We start from the raw sequence: 21,099 nt of genomic DNA on the forward strand, positions 1-21,099 counted from the left end.
CGCGGTGCATAAAGTTCCACCACGCCAAAAAAAACCCCGCCGGAGCGGGGTTTTCGAGCCATTTGACCGTTAGTGCTGGCGGCCGTACCAATCGTCGATGTCGCGGCGAGCGCGGTCCTTTTCGATGCCGTAGCGTTCCTGGATCTTGCCTTCGAGCTGATCCCGCTTGCCGGCAATCTGGTCGAGGTCGTCATCGGTGAGTTTGCCCCACTGTTCCTTGACCTTGCCCTTGAACTGCTTCCAGTTGCCTTCAACACGATTCCAATCCATCTGTGGATCTCCTGACGTTGTGGTTGCACTGGTAGACAAACGCCTCGCATCGGCTTTGGTTCATTCAACACTGCAAAAAGTTCGCATGCACGGCGGATCGTTTTGGTCGGCGTGCGGCCCTCCTCTCGTCTTTCCGCTCGATCGCCACAGATAAGCAGCGAGCCGCCGCCCGAACCCGGCGGCGCTTTCTGGAGGAGTGCTCATCATGAACGAGCCCGTCGTGGCTTTCGATCTCGGCCGGATGCTGATCGGAGACGAACCGCCGCTTTTCCTGCTCGAAATCGCGCTGAGGACGGTGATCATCTACGCCTACACGCTGTTCCTGATCCGTTGGATCGGCAGCCGGTCGATCGGCCAGCTGTCCTTGGTGGAATTCTTGCTGGTGATCGCGCTCGGTTCGGCCGTCGGCGATGCGATGTTCTATCCCGACGTTCCGCTTATTCACTGCATGGCCGTCATCACCGTGGTCGTGCTGCTCGACAAATCGTTGAGTTACATCGTCGCTCGCAATCGCAAGCTTGAGGACGTGATCGAGGGTATCAGCGTCGAGGTGGTGCGCGATGGCGGCATCCTGTGGAAGGCGCTGAAGCAGCTGAACGTCGGTCACGATGAGCTGTTCGAACAGCTCCGTCTCAAGCAGGTGCGGCATCTGGGGCAGGTGCGGGCCGCCTATTTCGAAACCAACGGGTTGCTGTCGGTCTTCACGTTCGACGATCCGCCGGCGAGGCCGGGGCTGGTGATCGAGCCACCCTGGGACGTCAGCAAGCCGAAGGAGTTTCGGTCGGGCGCCACTGTCGGTGAGAAACGCCATCTTGCCTGTGTGCAGTGCGCCGAGGTCCTCGCGTTTTCGGCGGGAGAGGCCGTGCTGCCGTGTCCCCGTTGCGGGGCGGAGGTCTGGCACGAGATCCGTTAGCATGTTGCTTGTGCGTCGCGGGATGTGGCAGAAATCCGGGCACGCCGAGCTTGACGTCTGCTCGCAATCAGGAGGGATAAACGCGTTGAAGGTCATGGGACTGATCGGCGGCATGAGCTGGGAAAGCTCTGCCCAATACTACCGGATCGTCAATCAAGAAGTGCGCGCGCGGCTGGGCGGCGTGCACTCGGCCAAGAGCCTGATGTGGTCGATGGATTTCGGCGAGATCGAGCGGCTGCAGCATATTGGCGATTGGTCGGCCCTGACAGGGGAAATGACCGCCGCGGCCCGGCGCCTCGAGGCCGGCGGTGCGGATTTTCTGGTGATCTGTACCAACACCATGCACCGGATGGCCGATGCGGTGTCGGCTGCAGTCGGCATTCCGCTCTTGCATATTGCCGATCCGACGGCGGAGAAGATCAAGGCACTTGGCTTGAGCCGTGTTGGCCTCTTGGGCACGGCCTTCACGATGGAGCAGGATTTCTACAAGGGGCGGCTGATCGAACGGCATGGGCTGGATGTAATCGTCCCCGACGAGGCGGATCGGAAGACCGTGCACGACATCATCTACAAAGAGTTGGTGGTTGGCCGTGTCGAGGATGCGTCGCGGGACGCCTATCGGCAGGTCATTCAGCGGCTTGTGGACCGCGGCGCCCAGGCGATCATCATGGGCTGCACAGAGATCATGCTGCTGATCTCTCAAGGCGACAGCCCGGTTCCGGTCTTCGATACCACCGAGCTTCACGCACTTGCGGCAGTCGATCTCGCGCTCGCCTGAGGCCGGCGAAAACGGCGGCCACTGTGCGTTGCTCCGAGAGCAGGGGTTGCCACGGCCGGTCATCCGGCCGTGGCTCGTCGACAGGTTCAATGGCGGGAAACGTCAGCCATTGCGGAAGGTGTAGCCATAGCCGTTGAGTGCCGGGGCGCCGCCGAGATGGGCGTAGAGTACCTTTGATCCCTTGGGGAAATACCCCTTTCGCACCAGATCGATCATGCCCTGCATCGACTTGCCTTCGTAGACGGGGTCGGTGATCATGCCTTCGAGGCGGGCGCAAAGGCGGATGGCCGCCTTGGTCTCGTCGGAGGGGACGCCATAGACGGGATAGGCATAATCCTCGATCAGCACCACGTCCTCTTCTGTCAGATCGGTCCCGAGTTCGACGAGGTCGGCGGTTCTGCGGGCGATGTCGAGTACCTGCGCTTTCGTTTGCGCCGGGGTGAAGGAAGCGTCGATGCCGATGACCCGCCGCTGGCGCCCATCCCTGGCAAAACCAACAAGCATGCCGGCGTGGGTCGAGCCGGTGACCGTGCACACGACGATATAGTCGAACTTGAATCCGAGCTCTTCTTCCTGCGCCCGCACCTCTTCGGCAAAGCCGACATAGCCGAGCCCGCCATACTTGTGCACGGAGGCGCCAGCCGGGATGGCATAGGGCTTGCCGCCACGCGCCTCGACGTCCTCGATCGCAGCCTCCCAGCTTTGGCGAATGCCGATGTCGAAACCTTCGTCGACCATCTGGACGTCTGCGCCCATGATGCGGCTGAGCATGATGTTGCCGACGCGGTCGTAGACGGCGTCCTCGTGGGGTACCCAGCTCTCCTGCACCAGCCGGCACTTGAAGCCGATTTTGGCTGCAACGGCGGCGACCATGCGGGTGTGGTTGGATTGCACGCCGCCGATGGACACCAGCGTATCGGCGCCGGAGCGAAGCGCGTCGGGAATGATGTATTCCAGCTTGCGCAGCTTGTTGCCGCCATAGGCAAGGCCCGAATTGCAATCGTCCCGCTTGGCGTAGATCTCGACCTTGCCGCCCAGATGGCCAGAGAGCCGGTCGAGCTTCTCGATATGCGTCGGCCCGAAGGTCAGCGGGTAGCGTTCGAATTTTTCCAGCATGGCGTTCCCTTCCTTTTGTGTTGAAAGCTAGGAAACGCTACCACTGCTCAAGTGAAAGGTGCTCTCTAATGCGCCGTTCAAATTTCGCAGTTCTCCGAACTGGCTGCGTTTGATAATACGTTACTTCCGGCTTTGGCATGAAATAAGGAAGATTCCTCCATGCAGGGTGAACTCGATCGTATCGATCTCAAGATGCTGCGCCTCTTGCAGAAGAATGGCCGGCTGACCAATGCCGAACTGGCGCAGATGGTCGATGTCAGCGCCGCGACCTGCCACCGCCGGACGCAGAGGCTGTTCGAGGAAGGCTACATCACAAACGTCCGCGCACTGGTGGCGCCGCAGAAGGTCGATCGCGGCGCGCTGGTCATGGTCGGCGTGGTGCTCGATCGGTCGACGCCCGAGAGTTTTCGCGATTTCGAAAAGGCGGTCGAAAAGCTGAAGTTCATCCTCGACTGCCATCTCGTCGCCGGTGACTTCGACTACTTCCTGAAAATCCGCGTCGGCGACATGGCCGACTTCAACCGCATCCACGGAACGCAGCTGATCGCGCTGCCGGGTGTCCGCCAGACGAGGACGTTTTTCGTCATGAAGGAAGTCGTCGACAACGCCGCTCTCGATTTCTGAGCGACCCGTGCCGGCTAGCCCGTGGTAATCAGGATCAGGAGAACGAAAACCACCAGCACCATAGCGAGCGCGGGAATGATGATGGCGGGGTAACCGAAGGTCACGATCGCCAGTAGCCACATCAGCACGCAGTTGACGAGAAACAGCACCTTGGCGGTGCCGGAGCCCCGCGCCGCTTCCTTGAGCATCCAGCCGAACACCGGCACGTGATAGACCATTTTCGCAATCATTGTTTTCAAGCCTTTCTTCTGGGCGGGTCCTGAGCCCACCATGATCTGTTGGGTTGGCTGGCCTTGTGCGGAGAGATCAGTCCCTGCGCGCAAGGCCAGCCAGTGCCCGCAATTGCTGTTCGTCGAGGATGCGCACCGTCTTCGGGTGGTTGAAGTCGATCAGGCCGTCGCGCTTGAAGCGGTTGAGACAGCGGCTGACGGTCTCGACCGTCAGGCCCAGCCAATCGGCGAGATCGGCGCGCGAGAGATAGAGGTTGAAGCTGAACAGGTTCCGGCTGGCGGCGCGGCCGCGCCAGGCGAATTGATCTGCAAGATCGATGAGCCCCGTTGCAATCTTTTCCGTCGCGGTCTTGCGGCCGAGCAGGGTTGCGTGGGCCTGCATCCGGTGCAGCGTCGCCTTCAGTTCGGCAGCGACATCGGGCCCGTGGTCGCCGTCTTCGACCTGACCGCCGGCGAGCGTCTCTATCCGCGCGAAGGTCAGTGTTTCGGCGGTGGCGATGTTGCGGCCGTCATGGGTGAAGCCGAACAGGCGACCGGGGCCAAGCACGTCGGTGATCTGCCGGCGTCCGTCGTCGAGCAGTTGCGACAGCGCGACACAGCCGTCGACGACCCGGTAAAGATGGCGGTTTCGCCCGCCCTGGAAGAGCAGGGTCGCATGCTCGCCGACAAGGCGCTGCCGGTTGGGCGAGGGTTTGGCCGTCGCGAAGGCGGCGGAAGGTGGGGGCGGAAGCGTTGTCTCCGCAAAAGTTATGGTATCGGGCATTGGTGGGCGATCCGTATTGCGATCTCGTCGGGATCGTCGCTATGCGACGCGCCGCAGATCAGGCATCAGCGTTCCGTCACGATCGGCCGTGACGAGGGGCTCAGGCGTGAGATCCTGACGCTGGCGGCCCGCGCGGGCTCGCATTGGGTGGACGCTGCGATCGGGCGGATGCCACCGGATGTGCCGGTGGCAGGACCTTTCCGGTCTTGCGAACGATCGTGTCCGTGGCGTTGGCCGGTGCGGGCAGGAGGGCCCAGAAGATGCGACAGGCGCCGCAGAAGTGGCTGTGGGAGATTTGCTTGCCGCTGCCGTCGTCGCCGGATCCGGGCAGGCAGAGGTCGGGCAGGGACCCGTCGGGGAGCACGAACTGTGCCCGCTCCGCGGGCGACAAAGCCGCGGCGGCTGCGGGCGCCTGGTGCGCGAAGCCGAGAAGCAGCACGGCCAATGCGCAAAACATGCGCATGGCCTGCTGCATTCTGATCCTCGTGCGAGGCTTCATTGCTGTCTGCCTATCCCTATGCCGATCTGTCGGCTCAGGGATAGGCTACGTTATTGACAAAGCTCAATGTGGCAAACTGCGCAGGGGCAGAATGCCGCATCCCCCCATCCCCCATCCCTCCTGGATCAATCTTCCTCGACGAAGACCTGTTCGCGCTTGGCCTTGACGCTCGGCAGGAACACCACCACCAGCACCATGGCGGCGATGAACAGCAGGATCGCGCTGATGGGCCGCGTGACGAAGGTGGTCGGGTCGCCGCGCGACAGGATCATCGCCCGCCGCAGGTTTTCTTCGAGCAGCGGACCGAGCACGAAACCGAGCAGAAGCGGAGCGGGTTCGCAGCGCAGCTTCAACAGCAGGTAACCGACGAGGCCGAAGAAGGCGACGGCATAGAGGTCGTAGACATTGGAGTTGACGCTGTAGACGCCGATCGAGCAGAACGCCATGATGATCGGGAAGAGCACGTAGTACGGGATCTTCAACAGCCGCACCCACAGCCCGATCAAGGGGAGGTTCAAGACCACCAGCATCAGGTTGCCGATCCACATCGACGCGATGATGCCCCAGAAGAGGGCCGGTTGTTCGGAGGCGACATTCGGGCCGGGTACTATGCCCTGGATGATCATCGCGCCGATCATCAGCGCCATCACCGGGTTTGCCGGAATGCCGAGCGTCAACAGCGGGATGAACGAAGTCTGGGCGCCGGCATTGTTGGCGCTTTCCGGACCGGCGACGCCGGCAATGGCGCCGTGGCCGAATTCCTCGGGCTTGTCGGAGACGCGCTTTTCGACGGTATAGGAGGCGAAGGCCGCAAGGATGGCGCCGCCGCCGGGCAGAATGCCGAGCGCCGAGCCGATCGCCGTGCCGCGCAGGACCGGGCCGACCATGCGCTTGAAGTCGTCGCGCGTCGGCATCAGGTCGGTGACCTTGGCCATCAGCACGTCGCGCGTGCGCTCGTTTTCGAGATTGCGCAGGATTTCGGCAATGCCGAAGACCCCGACTGCGAGCGCAACGAAGTTCAGGCCGTCCGAATACTCCCGGATGCCCAGCGTAAAGCGCGGCGTGCCGGTGTAGATGTCGGTGCCGACGAGGCCGAGCAGGAGGCCGAGCGCTACCATCGCCAGCGCCTTGACGATCGATCCGTGCGCCAGCGCGATCGAGGATACGAGGCCGACGATCATCAGCGAGAAATATTCGGCCGCGCCGAACTTCAGTGCGATCTCGGTGAGCGGCGGCGCGAAGACGGCGACGAGGAAGGTCGAGACCGTGCCGGCGAAGAACGAGCCGAGTGCGGCGATGGCGAGTGCTGCACCGGCGCGGCCCTTGCGGGCCATCTGGTAGCCGTCGATCGCGGTCACGGCAGACGAGGATTCGCCCGGCATGTTGATGAGGATGGCGGTGGTCGAGCCGCCATACTGCGCGCCATAATAGATGCCGGCGAGCATGATCAGCGAGGACACCGGCTCCAGCTGAAAGGTGATAGGCAGCAGCATGGCGATGGTCGCCGTGGCGCCGATGCCGGGAAGCACACCGATCAGCGTGCCGAGCAGGACGCCGATCAGGCAGAAGAGCAGATTTTCCGGCGAGGCGGCGGTGGTGAAGCCGAGGGCGAGATTGCTGAAGAGTTCCATCATCCGTCTCCTAGAACTGGGTCCAGGGGCCGAAGCGCTGGAAGGGCAGGCCGAGGCCGTAACTGAAGACCGCGACGGAAAACGCTGTGAGCGCCAGCGAAAGCGCGATGGCGGTCAAAGGCTTCATCCGGCCGGACGCAAAGCAGGCGATCAGAGCCGTGAAGAACAGCGAGGGGACGAAACCGAGGCCACGCACCGTCAGGCCGAAAAAGACCGGCGCCGGCAGGATGAACAGCATCCCACGCACCGCGATCGGCCCGATCGGCTCGCCCTCGACCCGGGTCGACTGAACGAGGATCACGATACCGAGAAGCGTCAGGATGACGGCCAGAACCAGCGGGAAGTAACCAGGCCCCATGCGGAATGCGGTGCCGAGTTCGAGGTTGAAGGCCTGCCAGGCGAAGAACATCCCGACGGCTGTCAGGATACCGCCGCAGAGCGCATTGGTGGTGTCGAAGGAGATTGATTTCATCGTGTCCCCATTTGGTTTTTTTGGCTATGCGTGGGCAGGAAAGGGCCAAACGCAAGCTCGGACTGCCAGTTGCCGGCGGTGTGGTGCGATGGCTATGGTCGGGCAACACCTCTTGGGTATCGCGGGCGCCAATTTCCGGCACGAATGCGCATCCACCTCACGCGAATGCGCTACATTGGCGGCAAACCCGCCACGATCCTCGTCCCCCAAAGGCGCCAGATCGTGGCGGGTATGACTTCGAATTAGTCGGCGTACTGGCCGGCGGCTTCGATCACCGGCTTCCAGCGGGTGATTTCAGCTTCAAGCTTCGCCTTCAGCGCTGCCGGGGTTGCGTCGGCATCGCTCGACGGTATCGTGCCGAGCTCGCCGAAGCGGGCGACAACGTTCGGGTCCTTCAGTGCCACCTGCAGAGACTTCGAGAGGCGCTCGTTGACGTCGGCCGGCGTGCCCTTCGGCGTATAGACGCCGTGCCAGATGCCGACCTGCAGGCCGGAAAGGCCGCCTTCCGTCGTCGTCGGCAGGTCCGGGAAGACCTTGAGACGCTCGGGCGAGGTCACGGCATAGGCCTTGATGGTACCGCCCTGGATCTGCTTGGTGGTGTTGGTGGTCTGGTCGCACATGATGTCGACCTGGCCGCCGAGCAGATCGGTCATCGCCGGGCCGGTGCCCTTGTAGGGAACGGTCGTCAGCGGTGTTTCGATGGCGCTCATGAACATCATGCCGCAAAGGTGCGACGCGGCGCCGATGCCGGCATTGGCAACTGTGACTGTGTCCTTGTTGGCCTTGGCGTATTCGACGAGGCCCTTGAGGTCCGTCGGCTCAAGATCCTTGCGCGCGACGATCGTCATCGGCACTTCGGTGACGAGACCGACATATTCGAAGGCGTTGAGCGTGTCGTAGGCGAGCTTGCGGTAGAGCGTAGCACTGGTCGCCATGCCGATGTGGTGGAGCAGAACGGTATAGCCATCCGGATCAGCCTGGGCGACACGACCGGCGCCGAGCGTGCCGCCGGCGCCGCCGACGTTCTCGACGATGATCTGCTGGCCGAGATCCTTCGACATGGATTCGGCGACGAGCCGTGCGACGGTATCCGTCGGGCCGCCGGCCGAGAACGGAACGACCATGGTGATCGAGCGGTCGGGATAGGTCTGCGCATTGGCGGAAGCGGCAGAAAGCGACAGGGCGGCAACGGCGCCAAGAAGCGCATTCAGGGTTTTCATCTTTTCCTCCCGGATGAATTATCGACCAGCCGGCAAGGCTCCTCCCATGCCGATTCTGGTTGATCCATTTGCAGACGCAATCCGAGCGTAGACAACGGCCTTGCTGTGCGCCTTCGCGCATTTCCGTCGCCGGTTGTCCGAGTTTGGGTAGAATCTGAAACAACAGGCTCGTTCAGTGGGTGGATTTCCACCCATCATGGGTCGAGCCGCCCGACGGGGTGTTGCGGCATCGCGTCCGACCGGGCATTCGGGCCGCTATTCTTGTCCCGTCCGATGCCGTAAATACTGGACTTCGTCCGACGTCAGCGGACGGCTGGCGCCCTTGGCAAGTGACCCAAGCACGATCTCGCCGATCGAGACGCGCACGAGCCGCAAGACCTCGAAGCCGAGGACATCGAGCATGCGGCGGATCTGACGGTTGCGACCTTCCTTGAGCTCGACCTCGATCCAGCTGTTCTTTTCGCCGCCTCGCAAGTGCTCGGCGCGCGCGGCACGCAAGTGTTCGCCACTCTCTTCGACGCCATCGACCATCGCCCTGAGTTTGGCATCGCCGATCTCGCCTGAAACCTGCACGTGGTAGACCTTGCCGAGATGGGTTTCCGGGTCGAGCAGGCGCTGGGCGAGAACCGTGTCGTTGGTGAAGAGGAGCAGCCCCTCGCTCGCTTTGTCCAGCCGCCCGACCGGGGAGAGGAACTGCGCGTCGCTGTCCCCAAGGCAATCAAAGACAGTCGGCCGGCCCTCCGGGTCGTGACGGGTTGTTACCAGCCCGCGTGGCTTGTTGAGCATCAGATAAATCTTGTTTTCCGCCAGAACCGGCTTGCCGTCGACGGTGATGCGATCCTTGTCGATATCGACCCATTGCGAAAGATCGGTCGTCTTGCGGCCGCCGATACTGACACGACCTTCGAGCACGAGCTTTTCGGCCTGCGTGCGCGAGCAGTAGCCGAGCTTGGAAAGCGCGCGGGCAACCGTCACGCGTTTGCCGATGTCGCCGGCCATGCGGCCAGCGCCTTCACCTCGTCCTGCAATCGGCCGCTTCTGCCTCACCTCGGGTCGCTTCCTTCCATCTCTGGCCGCCGAGGCGTCTCGCCGCGCCTCGCAACTGTCGTTCATGCGACCTTGATATAGCCGATCTGCCGGGCAAGCCAGCAGCCGATCGTCAGGCCGGACACGGTGCCCTCACCATCGCGATGGATCCTGGCGGTCCAGTCCCCTGGCGCTGGCGCATCCATCGAACGCTTGCAGCTGACAAGCCAGATATCGTCCGCAACCGGCTGCATCGCATGCATCGCGCCCTTGCCGAGCAAGCCCTCGAAGCCGGCAAAGAAGACGCCGTTGGTCGACACGATTTCGATATCGGCGTCGAGTTCGGCGGAGTGGTAGCGCCCGGCGATGTCGGGCTTTGCCTTGCCGGCTACCCTCTGGGCCGTCGTTACGAGGTTCTCGCGCTCGCGGCCCATCTGCAGGCCGGTGTCGTTTGCCGAAAGCGAGACCGCGCCGGAGCGGGCGGTACCATCCGTTCCGATCTGCAGAACGTCGCCTGCGGTCGCAAAACGCAGTTCAAGCCGCCCGGTCGCGAGGGGCCGGGTTGACAGCGCAAGACCGGTCTCCGGCTCGAGATAGGTTCCGAATTGCCTGCTTTCCCAGGCGCCGACCTCCGTCTCGGCATCGCGGTGGCCGAGCGCGATCTTCATCAGGGCGGTGGCTGCGGCGTGGGCGTCGGCCTCGTGGTTGAACATCACGACGATCGATAGGCGCTCGCTGGCCGCATGCAGCCGGCGGCAGCGAAAGCCGCGCAAGGCGCCGCCATGGCCGGTGATCGCGACGTCACCGATCGTCTCGTGGGCAAGGCCGAAGCCATAGGTCGCGGCCCCTCCATCCGCATAGGTCTGTGGTGCGGAAAGCCGGCGGTAAAGGCCGTCGTCATCGTCGCGCGTGCGGTCGATGAAGCACTCCCAGGCCAGCATGTCGTCGAGCGTTGCCGAAATGCCGGCATCGCCCGCCCAATAGATCCGGTTTGTGGCCTCGAAGTACCCCGTGGCCTCGTTGCCTTCGTAACCGATCACGCCGTTCGGCGACACGCTGGTGTCGGGGGTGAGGGCGGCCGTCGTCATGCCGGCCGGACCGAAAGCGGAGCGATCGTAGAGTTCGGACAGCGACCGGCCCGTATAGTCCTCGATGAGGTCGGCGAGGATCCGGTAGTTTCCGTTCGAATAGGAATAGCGCGTGCCCGGCTCGAAATGGGTCGAACGGGCGCGCGACAGCAGCGGCCGGGCGTCCTCGCGACGAAAGACGCCATCGGCTACGGCGCCCTGCAGTACGGTCAGAGCCCAGTAGTCACGCAGGCCCGACTGGTTGTGGCAGAGTTGCGCAACGGTGGGGCGCTTGCCTTCGATCCGCGGCAGGTAGGCGTCGAGCGCGTTGTCGAGAATGGCGGGATCACCGACCGTGTCGAGCAGCACCGCGCAGGTGAAGTGTTTGCTGATCGAGCAGATCGGCAGCAGTGTTCCCGACGTCATCGGCTTGCGCGCCGCGAGATCGGCATAACCCCAGACGTGCTTCAGGATGACCTCGCCATCCTTGACCACGCCGACGACGCCGCCCGGCCCCCGGTACTGCTGTGGCAAGGCGTGGACGGCTCGTTCGAGGGCGGGAAGATCCAGGGTCGTCATGGTGTGCAATGCCAGTCGGTCGGGAGGGAAACCTGCCGCCCGGACGGGCGGATCGGTTTCGTACCTACCGCTCCGTCAACGCAGTTGCAACCGCGCTCCCGCGTCTCCTCAGCGCAATCCGGCCTGGGCGTGATACAGCCGGCTATAGGTGCCCTTGGCGGCGAGCAGAGTGTCGTGCGGGCCCTGCTCGCTGATGCCGTTCGTATCGACGACGATAATGCGGTCGGCATCGCGGATCGTCGCCAGGCGATGAGCGATGACCAGGGTGGTGCGACCCTTGGAAAGCTCGGCCAGCGATTGCTGGATCGCCGTTTCGGTTTCCGTGTCGAGCGCCGAAGTGGCTTCGTCGAGGATCAGGATCGAGGGGTTCTTCAGGAACATCCGCGCGATCGCCAAACGCTGCTTCTGACCGCCGGAAAGCTTGACGCCGCGCTCTCCGATAACCGTGTCCATGCCGTCGGGCAGTGCGGCGATCATGGCGTCGAGCTTTGCCCGGCGGGCGGCATCGAGGATATCCGCTTCGTTTGCGCCGAGGCGTCCATAGGCAATGTTGTCGCGGATCGTGCCGGCGAACAGGAAGACGTCCTGCTGCACGATGCCGATCTGTCCGCGAAGCGAGGCGAGCTTGATGTCGCGGATGTCGATCCCGTCGACGGTGATGCTGCCTTCGGCGACTTCGTAAAAGCGTGGCAGCAGCGAGCAGATCGTCGTCTTGCCGGCGCCCGACGGGCCGACGAAGGCCACGGTCTCGCCGGCCTTGATCGTCAGGTCGATGTTGGCAATGGTCGGCTTGTCGGCGCTGTAGCCGAAGGAGACGTTGCGATAGGTGATGTCGCCGCGCAGGCCCTTGACGTCGACCGCGTCAGGGCGATCCTCGATATCGGGCTCGGTTTCCATCAGTTCGATGAAGCGCCGGAAGCCGGCGATGCCCTTCGGATAGGTCTCGATGACGGAGTTGATCTTCTCGACCGGACGGAAGAACACGCCGACGAGAAGCAGGAAGCCGATGAAGCCGCCATTGGTCAATTGTCCCGTCAGCACGAAATAGCTGCCGGTGATCATGACGATCAATTGCGTCAGCCGCATGCTCATGTAGCTGAGCGACGTGCTGGCGGCCATGATGCGATAGGCCTCGAGCTTCGTCTGGCGGTAATTCTGGTTGTCGGTCTCGAACAGGCTGCGTTCGTGTTCTTCGTTGGCAAAGGCCTGGACCACGCGGATGCCGCCGACATTTTCCTCGATGCGGGCGTTGAAGTCGCCGACACGGCCGTAGAGGTTGCGGAAATTGTTGGCCATGCGGCCGCCATAGCGGCTGGTGACCCAGGCGGTGATCGGCACGACGGCCGCCGTGATCAACGCCAGTTGCCAGTGCACCGTCATCATCAACAGCAGCGCGCCGATGAAGGTCATGATCGCGATGAACAGGTCCTCGGGACCGTGGTGGGCAACTTCGCCGATCTCTTCAAGGTCCTTCGTCAGCCGGCCGACGAGATGGCCGGTCTTCTGATTGTCGAAGAAGCTGAAGGAGAGCTTCTGCAAATGGTCGAAGGCCAGGCGGCGCATGTCGGTCTCGATGTTGATGCCGAGCATGTGTCCCCAATAGGTGACCGTCGCCATCAGGCCGGTATTGACGAGATAGACGACGAGAAGGCCGACGGAGGCCAGCAGGATCAGCGTCCATTCCTGGCTGGGCAGCAGCTGGTCGACGAACAGCTTGACCGCGACCGGGAAGCCGAGCTCCAAGAGGCCGGACAGCACCGCGCAGGTGAAGTCGAGAATGAAGAGGCCGCGATAGGGCCGGTAGAACGCGAAGAAGCGCTTCAACATGACAACCGCACTCACATGGGCAGCCGCTCGGGAACGGCCTTAAAATCTGAGCTCAAATGTCATGTTTTTAGCCGGAAGCCAACAGATATGCGACGGAAAAGCGAAGAGACGCCGTCACAAATCACACCAACCCGAGCGTGTGATCCCCCGATGAGACGGAACGCGGGGCGAGAGGAAGAAAACGTTAACCATAAGCTTCGTAGAAGAGGGAATCACCAGGGGAGAAATTGAAGCAATGGCAGGCGATAGATCAGATGAAGCAGCGGTGTTTGGCGGACGCGAGGTCGTTCCGTTTCCGATGGCAAGAAGACTGAGCACCATTCGCATCTGCGCTGCCGACCTCGAAGATCTCCATGGTGACGACGCCGTAAAATATTGGCGGCGCGAATGCCGGAAGCTTGCCGACGAATTGCTTGCGCTCGGTTGCTCCGAAGAAGACATGCGTGAGCAGGTCATGGCATTTCAGGCTGAGGTGCAGGCCGAACTCTGGCAGCGCCACCAGTCGCGGGCTTCCACCGGCGCGGTCAGCCAGTAAAGCGACAGTCCGCACCCCACATCATTGGTCGGTGGGTCGAACGTATCAGGCAAGGCCGCCATTGGCGCGCAGGATCTGGCCGTTGACCCAGCCGGCGGCAGGCCCCACCAGGAACGCCACGACACTGGCGATATCCCCCGGCTGGCCAAGCCGCTCCAGCGGCGGCATCTTCGCAAATTGTGCGACAAGATCCTCGCTTTTGCCGGACAGGAACAGGTCGGTCGCAACAGGGCCCGGCGCCACGGCATTGACGGTGATGTTGCGTCCGCGAAGCTCCTTGGCAAAGACGTGTGTCATGGCTTCGACGGCCGCCTTGGTAGCGTTGTAGACGGCATAGCCCGGCAGGTTGAGGGCAAGTGTCGTCGAGGAGAAGTTGACGATCTGGCCGCCGCTGCGCATGCGCCTTGCCGCTTCGCGAAGCGTGTTGAAGGTGCCTTTGGTGTTGATGGCGAAGTGGCGATCGAACTCGTCATCGCTGGTTTCGGCAAGTGCCGCAGTCTTCAGGATCCCTGCATTGTTGATGAGTACGTCGATGCCGCCGAAGGCTGCCTCGGTTGCGTCGAACATGCGCTTGACCGCTTCGGGATTGGCGACATCGGCCTTGGCGGTCAAGGCGCGGCCGCCCTTTGCTTCGATCTTGCGGGCCAGGTTTTCGGCGGAAGCGGCGTCGCCGGCATAGTTGATGACGACCGTGAAGCCGTCAGCGGCCAGGCGTTCGGCAATCGCCGCGCCGATACCGCGCGAGGCGCCGGTCACGATGGCAACCCTGTCTGTTTGGTCCTGCATCATGCTTCTCCTTGGTCGCGAAGCGGATTTGCTTCGTTGATGAGGAGAAGATGACGCCTTCCTCGCCCCGGATAATCATGCATAATCTGGCAACATAATCCGGAGATGCCGAACAAATGGACAGGTTCGACGCCATGCGCGTGTTTTCACGTGTCGTCGAGAGGCGCAGTTTCACACAGGCCGCTGATGATCTCGGCCTGCCTCGCTCGACGGTGACGGATGCGGTCAAGCAACTGGAAGCGCGACTGGGCGTTCGCCTGCTGCAGCGAACGACACGACATGTCAGCCCGACATTGGATGGCGCTGCCTACCATCAGCGCTGTCTCTCCATTCTCGCTGATATCGAGGATGCGGAAGGGGCCTTTGCCGGTGCCAAACCCAAGGGCCTGCTGCGCATCGACGTGCACGGCACGCTCGCGCGGCACTTTGTGTTGCCGAGCTTGCCCGCTTTTCTTGCGGCCTACCCGGAGATCGAGCTTTACATGAGCGAGGGCGACCGGCTGGTCGATCTTGTGCGGGAGGGCATCGACTGCGTGCTGCGGGTCGGCGAGCCGCAGGACAGCGACATGATCGGGCGACGCATGACGATGCTGGACGAGATTACCTGCGCGGCACCCGGCTACATTGCTCTCCACGGCAAGCCCGAAAGGTTCGATGCCCTGGAAGGGCACCACATGGTCGGTTTCCGTTCGTCGACTTCAGGCGCTCCGATACCGCTCGAATTCAAGGTTGGTGACAAGGTCGAACACGTCGCGCTGCCGGTGACGGTCGCAGTCAATGCCGCCGAAAGCTTCGTTGCCGCCGCTCGGCTGGGGCTTGGGCTCATTCAGGTGCCGCGATACCATGTCGAGCGTGACCTGCATGAGGGCAGGTTGGTCGAGGTGCTTGAAAGCTGCCGCCCGACGCCGACACCGGTTTTCCTGCTCTATCCGCGCAACCGCCAGCTTTCGCCGCGCGTGCGCGTCTTCATCGACTGGCTGGCCGGTGTCTTTGCCAAGGGCGGCGGTTGATCCGGGGCATCAGTCCGTCAACAGTTCCGGATCCCAGGTGAACAGTTCCTTGGCGCGGGCAATCCCGCGCAGCGCGAAACGCCCGAGCGAGACAGCGTCCGCCTGCAGCTGCTGCGGGCAGGCCTCGACGAAATCCGCCGACATGATCACCTGCCGCTCGATCGAGCGGCACATCGAGGCGATGCGGCTGACTTCGTTGACGGCGGGGCCGACGACGGTGAAATCGAGTCGGTTCTGGCTGCCGATATTGCCGTAGAATACCTCGCCGATGTGCAGGCCGAGATAGACATCGGTTGTCGGCTTTCCCTCCTCTTCCCGGCGGGCGTTCAACGCCACCAGCATGCGCCGCAATTGCCGCTCGGCGGCGATGGCATTGGTGCAGGCGGTGGTCGGCTCTTCCGCACTGAAGATGGCAAGCACGCCATCGCCGATCAATTTCAGGACACTGCCGCCGTGATCGTGGATGGCCGAAATGACCATGCCCGAATAGTCGTTGAGGAACGGGATGATGTCCTCCGGCGCGGCCGTGTCGGAAATCCGGGTGTAGTTGCGAAGGTCGGAAAACCACATGACGGTTTCGATGCGTTCGGCCTCGCCGCGCACGATGCTGCCTTCGACCACGCGCCTGCCCGCGTCGGCGCCGAGATAGACGTCGGCAAGCGTGCCGATAATGCGGACGCAGGACGTGGTCTTCACGGCAAGCGCCAGGGTCGGCAGCAGAATGCGAAGGGCCGCGATCTCCTCGTCGGTAAAACCGGTTTGCCGGCGCGTGGTCCAATAGGAATAGAAACAGTCCATTTCGCCGACGCGACCCCGGTCGGTGAAATGGTGGATCATGTTGAGGCAATCGGTATGTCCCTCTTCCTTCAGGCGGTCGAGGACCTGGTAGGGGACCGAAGGCTCGTGGGCGAGCCGCACGCGCCGCTCCGGTTCGCGTGCCGTCAGCATGTGGTAGAAGATCGAGCGATGCCAGTTCGCCTGCGCTTCTCCTCCCGTGGTCGCGGAGTATTGCACGACCTCCGGCGTCACATCGCTTTCGCTGTTCCATTGGAACGCGCGGCCCTCGAATTCTGGGTGCAGCGTATCGATCAGGCCCTGCGCGCGCGCAAGGTCGATGCCTGCAGCGCGACATTTCTCACAGAAGCCTGCAAGCATTTCAGGCTCTTCCAGGCCCTTCAGTCCCTCTTCGGACAGCCATAGAACGATGTCGCGGATCTGTTCGTTGTTCATTGCGGGTCTCGCTCTTGAGCTGCCGGTGGTTTGCGCTGGCGCCAGCCGGGCACACTATCAATAGCCGAGTCCGGCATGAGGACAAGCAACCCTTCAGACCTCGCCAAGGTTCCGATGCGTTCCCGCACTTCAGGCCTCCAGCAGGTAGGAAGGCGCTGCCCGCAGCCGCGCAATGTCGCGCAGCGGTGGCGCACCGAAAAGGCGGGCATATTCGCGCGAGAATTGCGACGGGCTGTCATAGCCGACATGGTGGCCTGCGGTCGCCGCATCGATGGATTGACCGAGGATCAGCCGGCGGGCTTCCTGCAGCCGAAGCTGCTTTTGGTATTGCAGTGGGCTCATTGTCGTCACAGCCTTGAAGTGCTGGTGAAAGGATGACAGGCCCATATTGGCTCTTGCCGCCAGATCTTCGATGCGCAGCGGCTTGCGGAAGTCGCGTTTGATGAGGTCGATCGCGCGGTTGACCTGGGTCAGCTTGCTTTCGGCGCGGGCGATCTGGCGTAGGCGATGGCCCTGTTCGCCAACAAGCAGCCGGTAAAGGATCTCGCGTTCCGCCAGCGGCGCCAGCACGGCTATTTCATCCGGCCGGTCGAGCAGGCGCAGCAGCCGGACGATGGCGTCAAGCAGTTCGGGCGTCGTATCGCTGAGAAACAGGCCGGGTTCCGGGGCGCCGACATCGGACGGCGAGGACCCCATCTCGATCACCAGTGCGCTCAACATGGCCGGGTCCAGATCGAGGCGCAGGCAAAGATAAGGCTTTTCCGCCGATGCGTCGATGACCTGACCGATGACCGGCAGGTCGACCGAAACGGTGAGATACCGGTTGGGATCGTAGGTTTGCACCGTATCACCCAGCATCACCTGCTTGGACCCTTGCGCAATGAAACAGACGGCGGGCTGATGCAACGTGTGGATCGGTTCGGTCGGGTTCGACGACCGGATCAGGATGAGGTGCGGTATCTTTGTCGACAGCACGCCGTCGATGCCGCTGTTGCGCTCCATCAGTTGCTGGAATTCTTCGAGATCACCCAAGGCCGTTTTCCTTCGCGGGGGAATGGCGCCCTGAAAAGGTTGACCTTTTTCGAGGGCAAGTTCAACGGGATATCGAGGGAGCGGCAGATGTCGTCGGCCGCCGCCTCCTCTATCACTTGTCTTTCCGGCGCAGAGTCATGCCGCCGTGGTGGAGCACGCCGTCGACAAAATCGCCGTCGGCGGTAAAGCCGGTATCGTCGACATAGTCGATATGATCGCCGGTCACCCAATAACGTCCCCGATAGGCGCTTTGCCGCTTGCCGCGCGCTTCGTCATAACGGCCACCCGGCAGGAGGTGGTGGCGGACATGCCCGTCTTCGGTCTCCCACATGCCGACATAGGGGTGCGGCGCCTGCTGCATGATTTTCTCCCGTGCCGATGACGGATCTGGCGAGATGGCGGAAAGGACAAGGCCGAACGTCGTCCAGGCTCCCGCTGCCATTGCTGTTGGAAAGGTGTGCTTCATCTGCTTTCGCTCCGCTTGAACCGGATCAGTGCGGGCTTGCCGTCGGGCGAACGATGATCTCGCTAACATCGACATCGTCAGGCTGCTCGATGGCATAGGCGATGGCCCGAGCGATGGCGGTGGCCGGGATGGCAATGCGCCGAAAGTCGCGCATTGCGCTGCGGGCGCTTTCGTCGGAGATGCTGTCCGCCAGTTCCGATTCGGTGACGCCCGGCGAGACGACGCTGACGCGGATGCGATCTGTCTCCTGTCGAAGGCCATCGGAGATCGCCCGGACGGCAAACTTGGTCGCGCAATAGACGGCTGCGGTCGGCGACACCGCATGACCGCCGATCGACGAGAGGTTGACGATCTGTCCGCGGCCTTGCTCGTTCATGAGGGGCAGACTGGCAGCGATGCCGTTCAGTACACCGCGGATGTTGACATCGATCATCCGGTTCCACTCGTCGACCCTGAGGGCGGACAGCGGCGACAGCGGCATGACGCCGGCATTGTTGACGATGACGTCGAGCCGGCCGAATTCCGAAACCGCATGGGCGACGAAGGCCTGCATGTCGCTAAGGTCGGTAACGTCGAGCGCCTGGAAGCTGGCGGTGCCGCCGGCCGCGCGGATTTCGCCGGCAAGGGTCGCCAGACGGTCGGTGCGGCGGGCCCCGAGGACGACGTGGGCACCTGCTGCAGCCAGATGGCGCGCAGTCGCTTCGCCGATGCCACTGCTGGCACCGGTGATGGCGACGACTTTTCCTTGAACGTTGGACATGGCTGGTTCCTTTCTAGATGGGCCGAGAACCTCCCCGGCTCTGAAAGTCACCTTGCTCTATCCGCTCGATCGAGCGGTAGAACAGCACTCCGGCATCCTTGCACGATTCTCCGAAAGGTTTGTGACGACGCTGCGCGGCGAGCGGCAGAGCCATGGTGCAGCTGAGTTAGACGGCCAATTGAAGGGCTTGCCCGTCATTTTCCGCCGGCACGGCGCAGCAGATCAAAGCCTCCCCCTGCCTGACCTCGAACGAGGGCTGCTGGGGATAGGCGACTTCGCCCTCGATGACGCGGGTACTGCAACTGCCGCAGCTGCCGTTGCGACAGCCATATTCGGGCGAAAGGCCGCGCGCCTCGGCCAGGTCGAGCAACGTGCCTTCGCCCGGCTGCCAGCGTGCTTCCTTGGCCGAGGTGGCAAAGATGACGCGCACAGGCGTACTCGACGGTGGCATTGCCGATGCCGGCACTCCGGGATCAGCGCTGCGCGTCAGCGAGGACAGGCCGAAGGTCTCCGCGTGGATACGGGCGTCGGCGACGTTGAGCTCACGCAACCCGTCATAGAGCGATTGCATGAAAGCCCGCGGGCCACAGAGGTAGAAGTCGTAATCGTCGAACGGCAGGACGGATTGCAGCAACGGCATATCAATGCGTCCGGCGGCGTCGTAGTCCTCGCCCTTGCGTGCGCCATCCGCCTGGCTGAGCACACGGGTCAGGTGGATCTTGCCCTGGCCGGCATCGACGAGGGAGGCAATCTCCTCACCGAATGCGCGTTCGTCCAGACTGCGGGCCGATTGGAACAGCCACGTCGGACGGATCCTCCGCTTGCGCAAGCCCTCATAGAGGACGTCGCGCAACATCGCGATGACAGGTGTGATGCCGACACCGGCGGCAAGCAGCACCGCCGGACGGCGCTCCGTAGCGTCGATGACGAAGCTGCCGGCCGGCGCCCGCGCTTCGACAATGTCGCCCGGTCCGAGATCGTGCAGGAAGGACGAAACCGCGCCTTGGCGCTTGATGCTGAGGCGATAGGCCCCGTCCGAAGGGGCGGCTGAGAGCGTGTAGCTTCGAACCACGGATTTGCCGTCCATCTGCAGCCGGATCGACAGATGCTGGCCGGCGCGGAACGGCGCCAGACCGGCATCATCAGCCGGTTCGAGGTAGAGCGAGCGGATGGTGGTGCTCTCCGATTGTGTCCGCACGATCCGAAACGGGCGCCATTCCCCGGCGCGGGCGGCGGCGCGCTGCCGATCCTCCGTCTGCTGCCAGTCGCCGGTCATCAGCGAATTGGGCGACTGACCAGCCTCGCGATCAGACCAGCGAAGTGGCAAACCATCCGGACGGTAGACCACTTGCCGTGGTCGAAAGCGCCAGAGGCGTTCCGCGCCCTGGAACGCGTCGATTTCCGGCGAGGCGAGGACGACTTCCGCTTCGCCGGTCATCTGCAGCATGTCTCCGGTGGCAAAATCGACAAAAAGCAGCCCTGCCTTAGGGTTGAGCATGAAATTGCCCAGCGTGTTGAAAAATAGGTTGCCGGCGAAATCGGGGATCGTCAGCACGCCATCCTCGCCGATACGCACGAAACCGGCCTTGCCGCCGCGATGGGAAACATCGACCTGCCGCTCACCGTCGTCGCGGTCGACATAGGAGGCGACGAAAAATGTGTCGGCGTTAGCGATGATTTCTTTCGTGCGCGCATCGAGACCGCCGAGGTGCACGGCGCGCGTCCGCGGTGGAGCGGCTGGTTCACGCACGAACGAGAAATCCCGCAGCTGGATATATTGCGGACAGTTGCCGAAGCTCTGGCCGACGGAGACGGCAAAGCGATCGTCCGCCGGCCGGCGGATGGTGCCGTTCAGCCGGTTGCGGCGCCGGGTTTCAAGCTGAATGCCCAGCAAGGCGATAGCGTCGCCGTCCTCCATGCCATTGTCTGCGGGGTCGTTCCCGTCGCGGGGGAGCTGAAGTTCGAGGGCGTGTGCGTCCGGTGCCTGGATAAAACCCGGTTCGCCCGCCCGCAGGCTTGCCCAGACATCACCGGCGGGATCGACGGCGCCAAGGACGATGAAGGGCAGCATCGGAAAGAACTGCCGGTGCTGCTCGGGCATGAAGGCGCGAACGAAGTTGCGGCCCGGCGCGTCCATGCGTTCGACGACCCCGAGACTGCGTTGAATGGCAAGTTCGCCCTCGTGCCAGGGGGACGCGGCGGCGGTCGGTGCAAGTGTGTCCGGCATCGGCTTTCTCCTTGCTGACGGGAAAGGCCGGGGCGGAG

At 63.0% G+C, this 21,099-nt stretch carries 22 protein-coding genes; 5 read left to right on the forward strand and 17 right to left on the reverse strand.

The genetic code is table 11. The features are described from left to right. Positions 1–69: 69 nt before the first annotated feature. Positions 70–270 (reverse strand): CsbD family protein, encoded by a 201-nt coding sequence (locus tag AC1Q80_RS28255; protein WP_077498137.1) that lies wholly within the window; start codon positions 268–270, stop codon positions 70–72. 205 nt (positions 271–475) lie between these two features. Here AC1Q80_RS28255 and AC1Q80_RS28260 point away from each other — a divergent pair, with 205 nt between their 5' ends. Together AC1Q80_RS28260 and AC1Q80_RS28265 are read left to right on the forward strand one after the other, a co-directional pair. Continuing rightward, on the forward strand, positions 476–1,183 hold the full coding sequence (locus AC1Q80_RS28260; RefSeq protein ID WP_492362599.1) for a DUF421 domain-containing protein: 708 nt from the start codon (positions 476–478) through the stop codon (positions 1,181–1,183). 85 nt (positions 1,184–1,268) lie between these two features. Then, the gene (locus AC1Q80_RS28265; RefSeq protein ID WP_210264512.1) at positions 1,269–1,961 is read left to right on the forward strand and encodes an aspartate/glutamate racemase family protein; all 693 of its coding nucleotides are present in this window, start codon (positions 1,269–1,271) and stop codon (positions 1,959–1,961) included. Between the two features lie 102 nt (positions 1,962–2,063). Here the strand turns inward: AC1Q80_RS28265 and AC1Q80_RS28270 are convergent, their stop codons facing one another. Next, positions 2,064–3,077: a 1-aminocyclopropane-1-carboxylate deaminase gene (locus AC1Q80_RS28270; RefSeq protein WP_492362600.1), complete on the reverse strand. Its 1,014-nt coding sequence runs from the start codon at positions 3,075–3,077 to the stop codon at positions 2,064–2,066. Between the two features lie 159 nt (positions 3,078–3,236). On the opposite strand from AC1Q80_RS28270, the gene AC1Q80_RS28275 reads away from it, so the two are divergent. After that, positions 3,237–3,701, forward strand: coding sequence for an Lrp/AsnC family transcriptional regulator (locus tag AC1Q80_RS28275; RefSeq protein ID WP_173421141.1), 465 nt, complete (start codon positions 3,237–3,239; stop codon positions 3,699–3,701). Between the two features lie 14 nt (positions 3,702–3,715). Here AC1Q80_RS28275 and AC1Q80_RS28280 read toward each other — a convergent pair whose 3' ends face one another. The 9 genes from AC1Q80_RS28280 to AC1Q80_RS28320 form a co-directional block, all read right to left on the reverse strand. Beyond that, positions 3,716–3,931, reverse strand: coding sequence for a hypothetical protein (locus AC1Q80_RS28280; RefSeq protein ID WP_492362645.1), 216 nt, complete (start codon positions 3,929–3,931; stop codon positions 3,716–3,718). A 76-nt stretch (positions 3,932–4,007) separates the two neighbouring features. Then, entirely contained in the window at positions 4,008–4,694 is a 687-nt protein-coding gene (locus AC1Q80_RS28285) for a Crp/Fnr family transcriptional regulator (protein WP_492362601.1), read from the reverse strand. A 100-nt stretch (positions 4,695–4,794) separates the two neighbouring features. Continuing rightward, positions 4,795–5,169, reverse strand: a complete 375-nt coding sequence (locus tag AC1Q80_RS28290) for a hypothetical protein (RefSeq protein ID WP_173421139.1) — start codon at positions 5,167–5,169, stop codon at positions 4,795–4,797. Positions 5,170–5,318: 149 nt separating this feature from the next. Next, a complete protein-coding gene (locus tag AC1Q80_RS28295; protein WP_173421138.1) occupies positions 5,319–6,824 on the reverse strand; it encodes a tripartite tricarboxylate transporter permease in 1,506 nt (501 codons plus the stop codon). 10 nt (positions 6,825–6,834) lie between these two features. After that, complete coding sequence (locus AC1Q80_RS28300) at positions 6,835–7,296, reverse strand: tripartite tricarboxylate transporter TctB family protein (protein WP_173421137.1); 462 nt, start codon at positions 7,294–7,296, stop codon at positions 6,835–6,837. Between the two features lie 242 nt (positions 7,297–7,538). Further along, positions 7,539–8,516, reverse strand: a complete 978-nt coding sequence (locus tag AC1Q80_RS28305) for a tripartite tricarboxylate transporter substrate-binding protein (RefSeq protein WP_209793059.1) — start codon at positions 8,514–8,516, stop codon at positions 7,539–7,541. A gap of 255 nt (positions 8,517–8,771) precedes the next feature. Beyond that, the gene (locus AC1Q80_RS28310) at positions 8,772–9,563 is read right to left on the reverse strand and encodes a pseudouridine synthase (protein WP_492362602.1); all 792 of its coding nucleotides are present in this window, start codon (positions 9,561–9,563) and stop codon (positions 8,772–8,774) included. A 62-nt stretch (positions 9,564–9,625) separates the two neighbouring features. After that, entirely contained in the window at positions 9,626–11,188 is a 1,563-nt protein-coding gene (locus AC1Q80_RS28315; protein WP_492362603.1) for a D-aminopeptidase, read from the reverse strand. 108 nt (positions 11,189–11,296) lie between these two features. After that, the gene (locus tag AC1Q80_RS28320) at positions 11,297–13,015 is read right to left on the reverse strand and encodes an ABC transporter ATP-binding protein (RefSeq protein WP_173421134.1); all 1,719 of its coding nucleotides are present in this window, start codon (positions 13,013–13,015) and stop codon (positions 11,297–11,299) included. Between the two features lie 235 nt (positions 13,016–13,250). On the opposite strand from AC1Q80_RS28320, the gene AC1Q80_RS28325 reads away from it, so the two are divergent. Then, entirely contained in the window at positions 13,251–13,550 is a 300-nt protein-coding gene (locus tag AC1Q80_RS28325) for a DUF6074 family protein (protein ID WP_173421133.1), read from the forward strand. Positions 13,551–13,595: 45 nt separating this feature from the next. Here AC1Q80_RS28325 and AC1Q80_RS28330 read toward each other — a convergent pair whose 3' ends face one another. After that, on the reverse strand, positions 13,596–14,336 hold the full coding sequence (locus AC1Q80_RS28330; RefSeq protein ID WP_492362646.1) for an SDR family oxidoreductase: 741 nt from the start codon (positions 14,334–14,336) through the stop codon (positions 13,596–13,598). Between the two features lie 116 nt (positions 14,337–14,452). Here AC1Q80_RS28330 and AC1Q80_RS28335 point away from each other — a divergent pair, with 116 nt between their 5' ends. Continuing rightward, positions 14,453–15,346: a LysR family transcriptional regulator gene (locus AC1Q80_RS28335; protein WP_492362604.1), complete on the forward strand. Its 894-nt coding sequence runs from the start codon at positions 14,453–14,455 to the stop codon at positions 15,344–15,346. Positions 15,347–15,355: 9 nt separating this feature from the next. Here the strand turns inward: AC1Q80_RS28335 and AC1Q80_RS28340 are convergent, their stop codons facing one another. The 5 genes from AC1Q80_RS28340 to AC1Q80_RS28360 all read right to left on the reverse strand — a co-directional run bounded on the left by AC1Q80_RS28340 (position 15,356) and on the right by AC1Q80_RS28360 (position 21,061). Then, positions 15,356–16,576, reverse strand: a complete 1,221-nt coding sequence (locus AC1Q80_RS28340; RefSeq protein WP_173421130.1) for an adenylate/guanylate cyclase domain-containing protein — start codon at positions 16,574–16,576, stop codon at positions 15,356–15,358. A gap of 129 nt (positions 16,577–16,705) precedes the next feature. Next, the gene (locus tag AC1Q80_RS28345; protein WP_492362605.1) at positions 16,706–17,608 is read right to left on the reverse strand and encodes an AraC family transcriptional regulator; all 903 of its coding nucleotides are present in this window, start codon (positions 17,606–17,608) and stop codon (positions 16,706–16,708) included. 112 nt (positions 17,609–17,720) lie between these two features. Then, positions 17,721–17,969 (reverse strand): Atu4866 domain-containing protein, encoded by a 249-nt coding sequence (locus AC1Q80_RS28350; RefSeq protein ID WP_492362647.1) that lies wholly within the window; start codon positions 17,967–17,969, stop codon positions 17,721–17,723. Between the two features lie 130 nt (positions 17,970–18,099). Next, the gene (locus AC1Q80_RS28355; RefSeq protein ID WP_492362606.1) at positions 18,100–18,834 is read right to left on the reverse strand and encodes an SDR family oxidoreductase; all 735 of its coding nucleotides are present in this window, start codon (positions 18,832–18,834) and stop codon (positions 18,100–18,102) included. A gap of 166 nt (positions 18,835–19,000) precedes the next feature. Then, complete coding sequence (locus AC1Q80_RS28360; protein WP_492362607.1) at positions 19,001–21,061, reverse strand: 2Fe-2S iron-sulfur cluster-binding protein; 2,061 nt, start codon at positions 21,059–21,061, stop codon at positions 19,001–19,003. Positions 21,062–21,099: the final 38 nt, after the last annotated feature.

Source organism: Ensifer sp. GW823-FHT05D09, assembly GCF_058795755.1.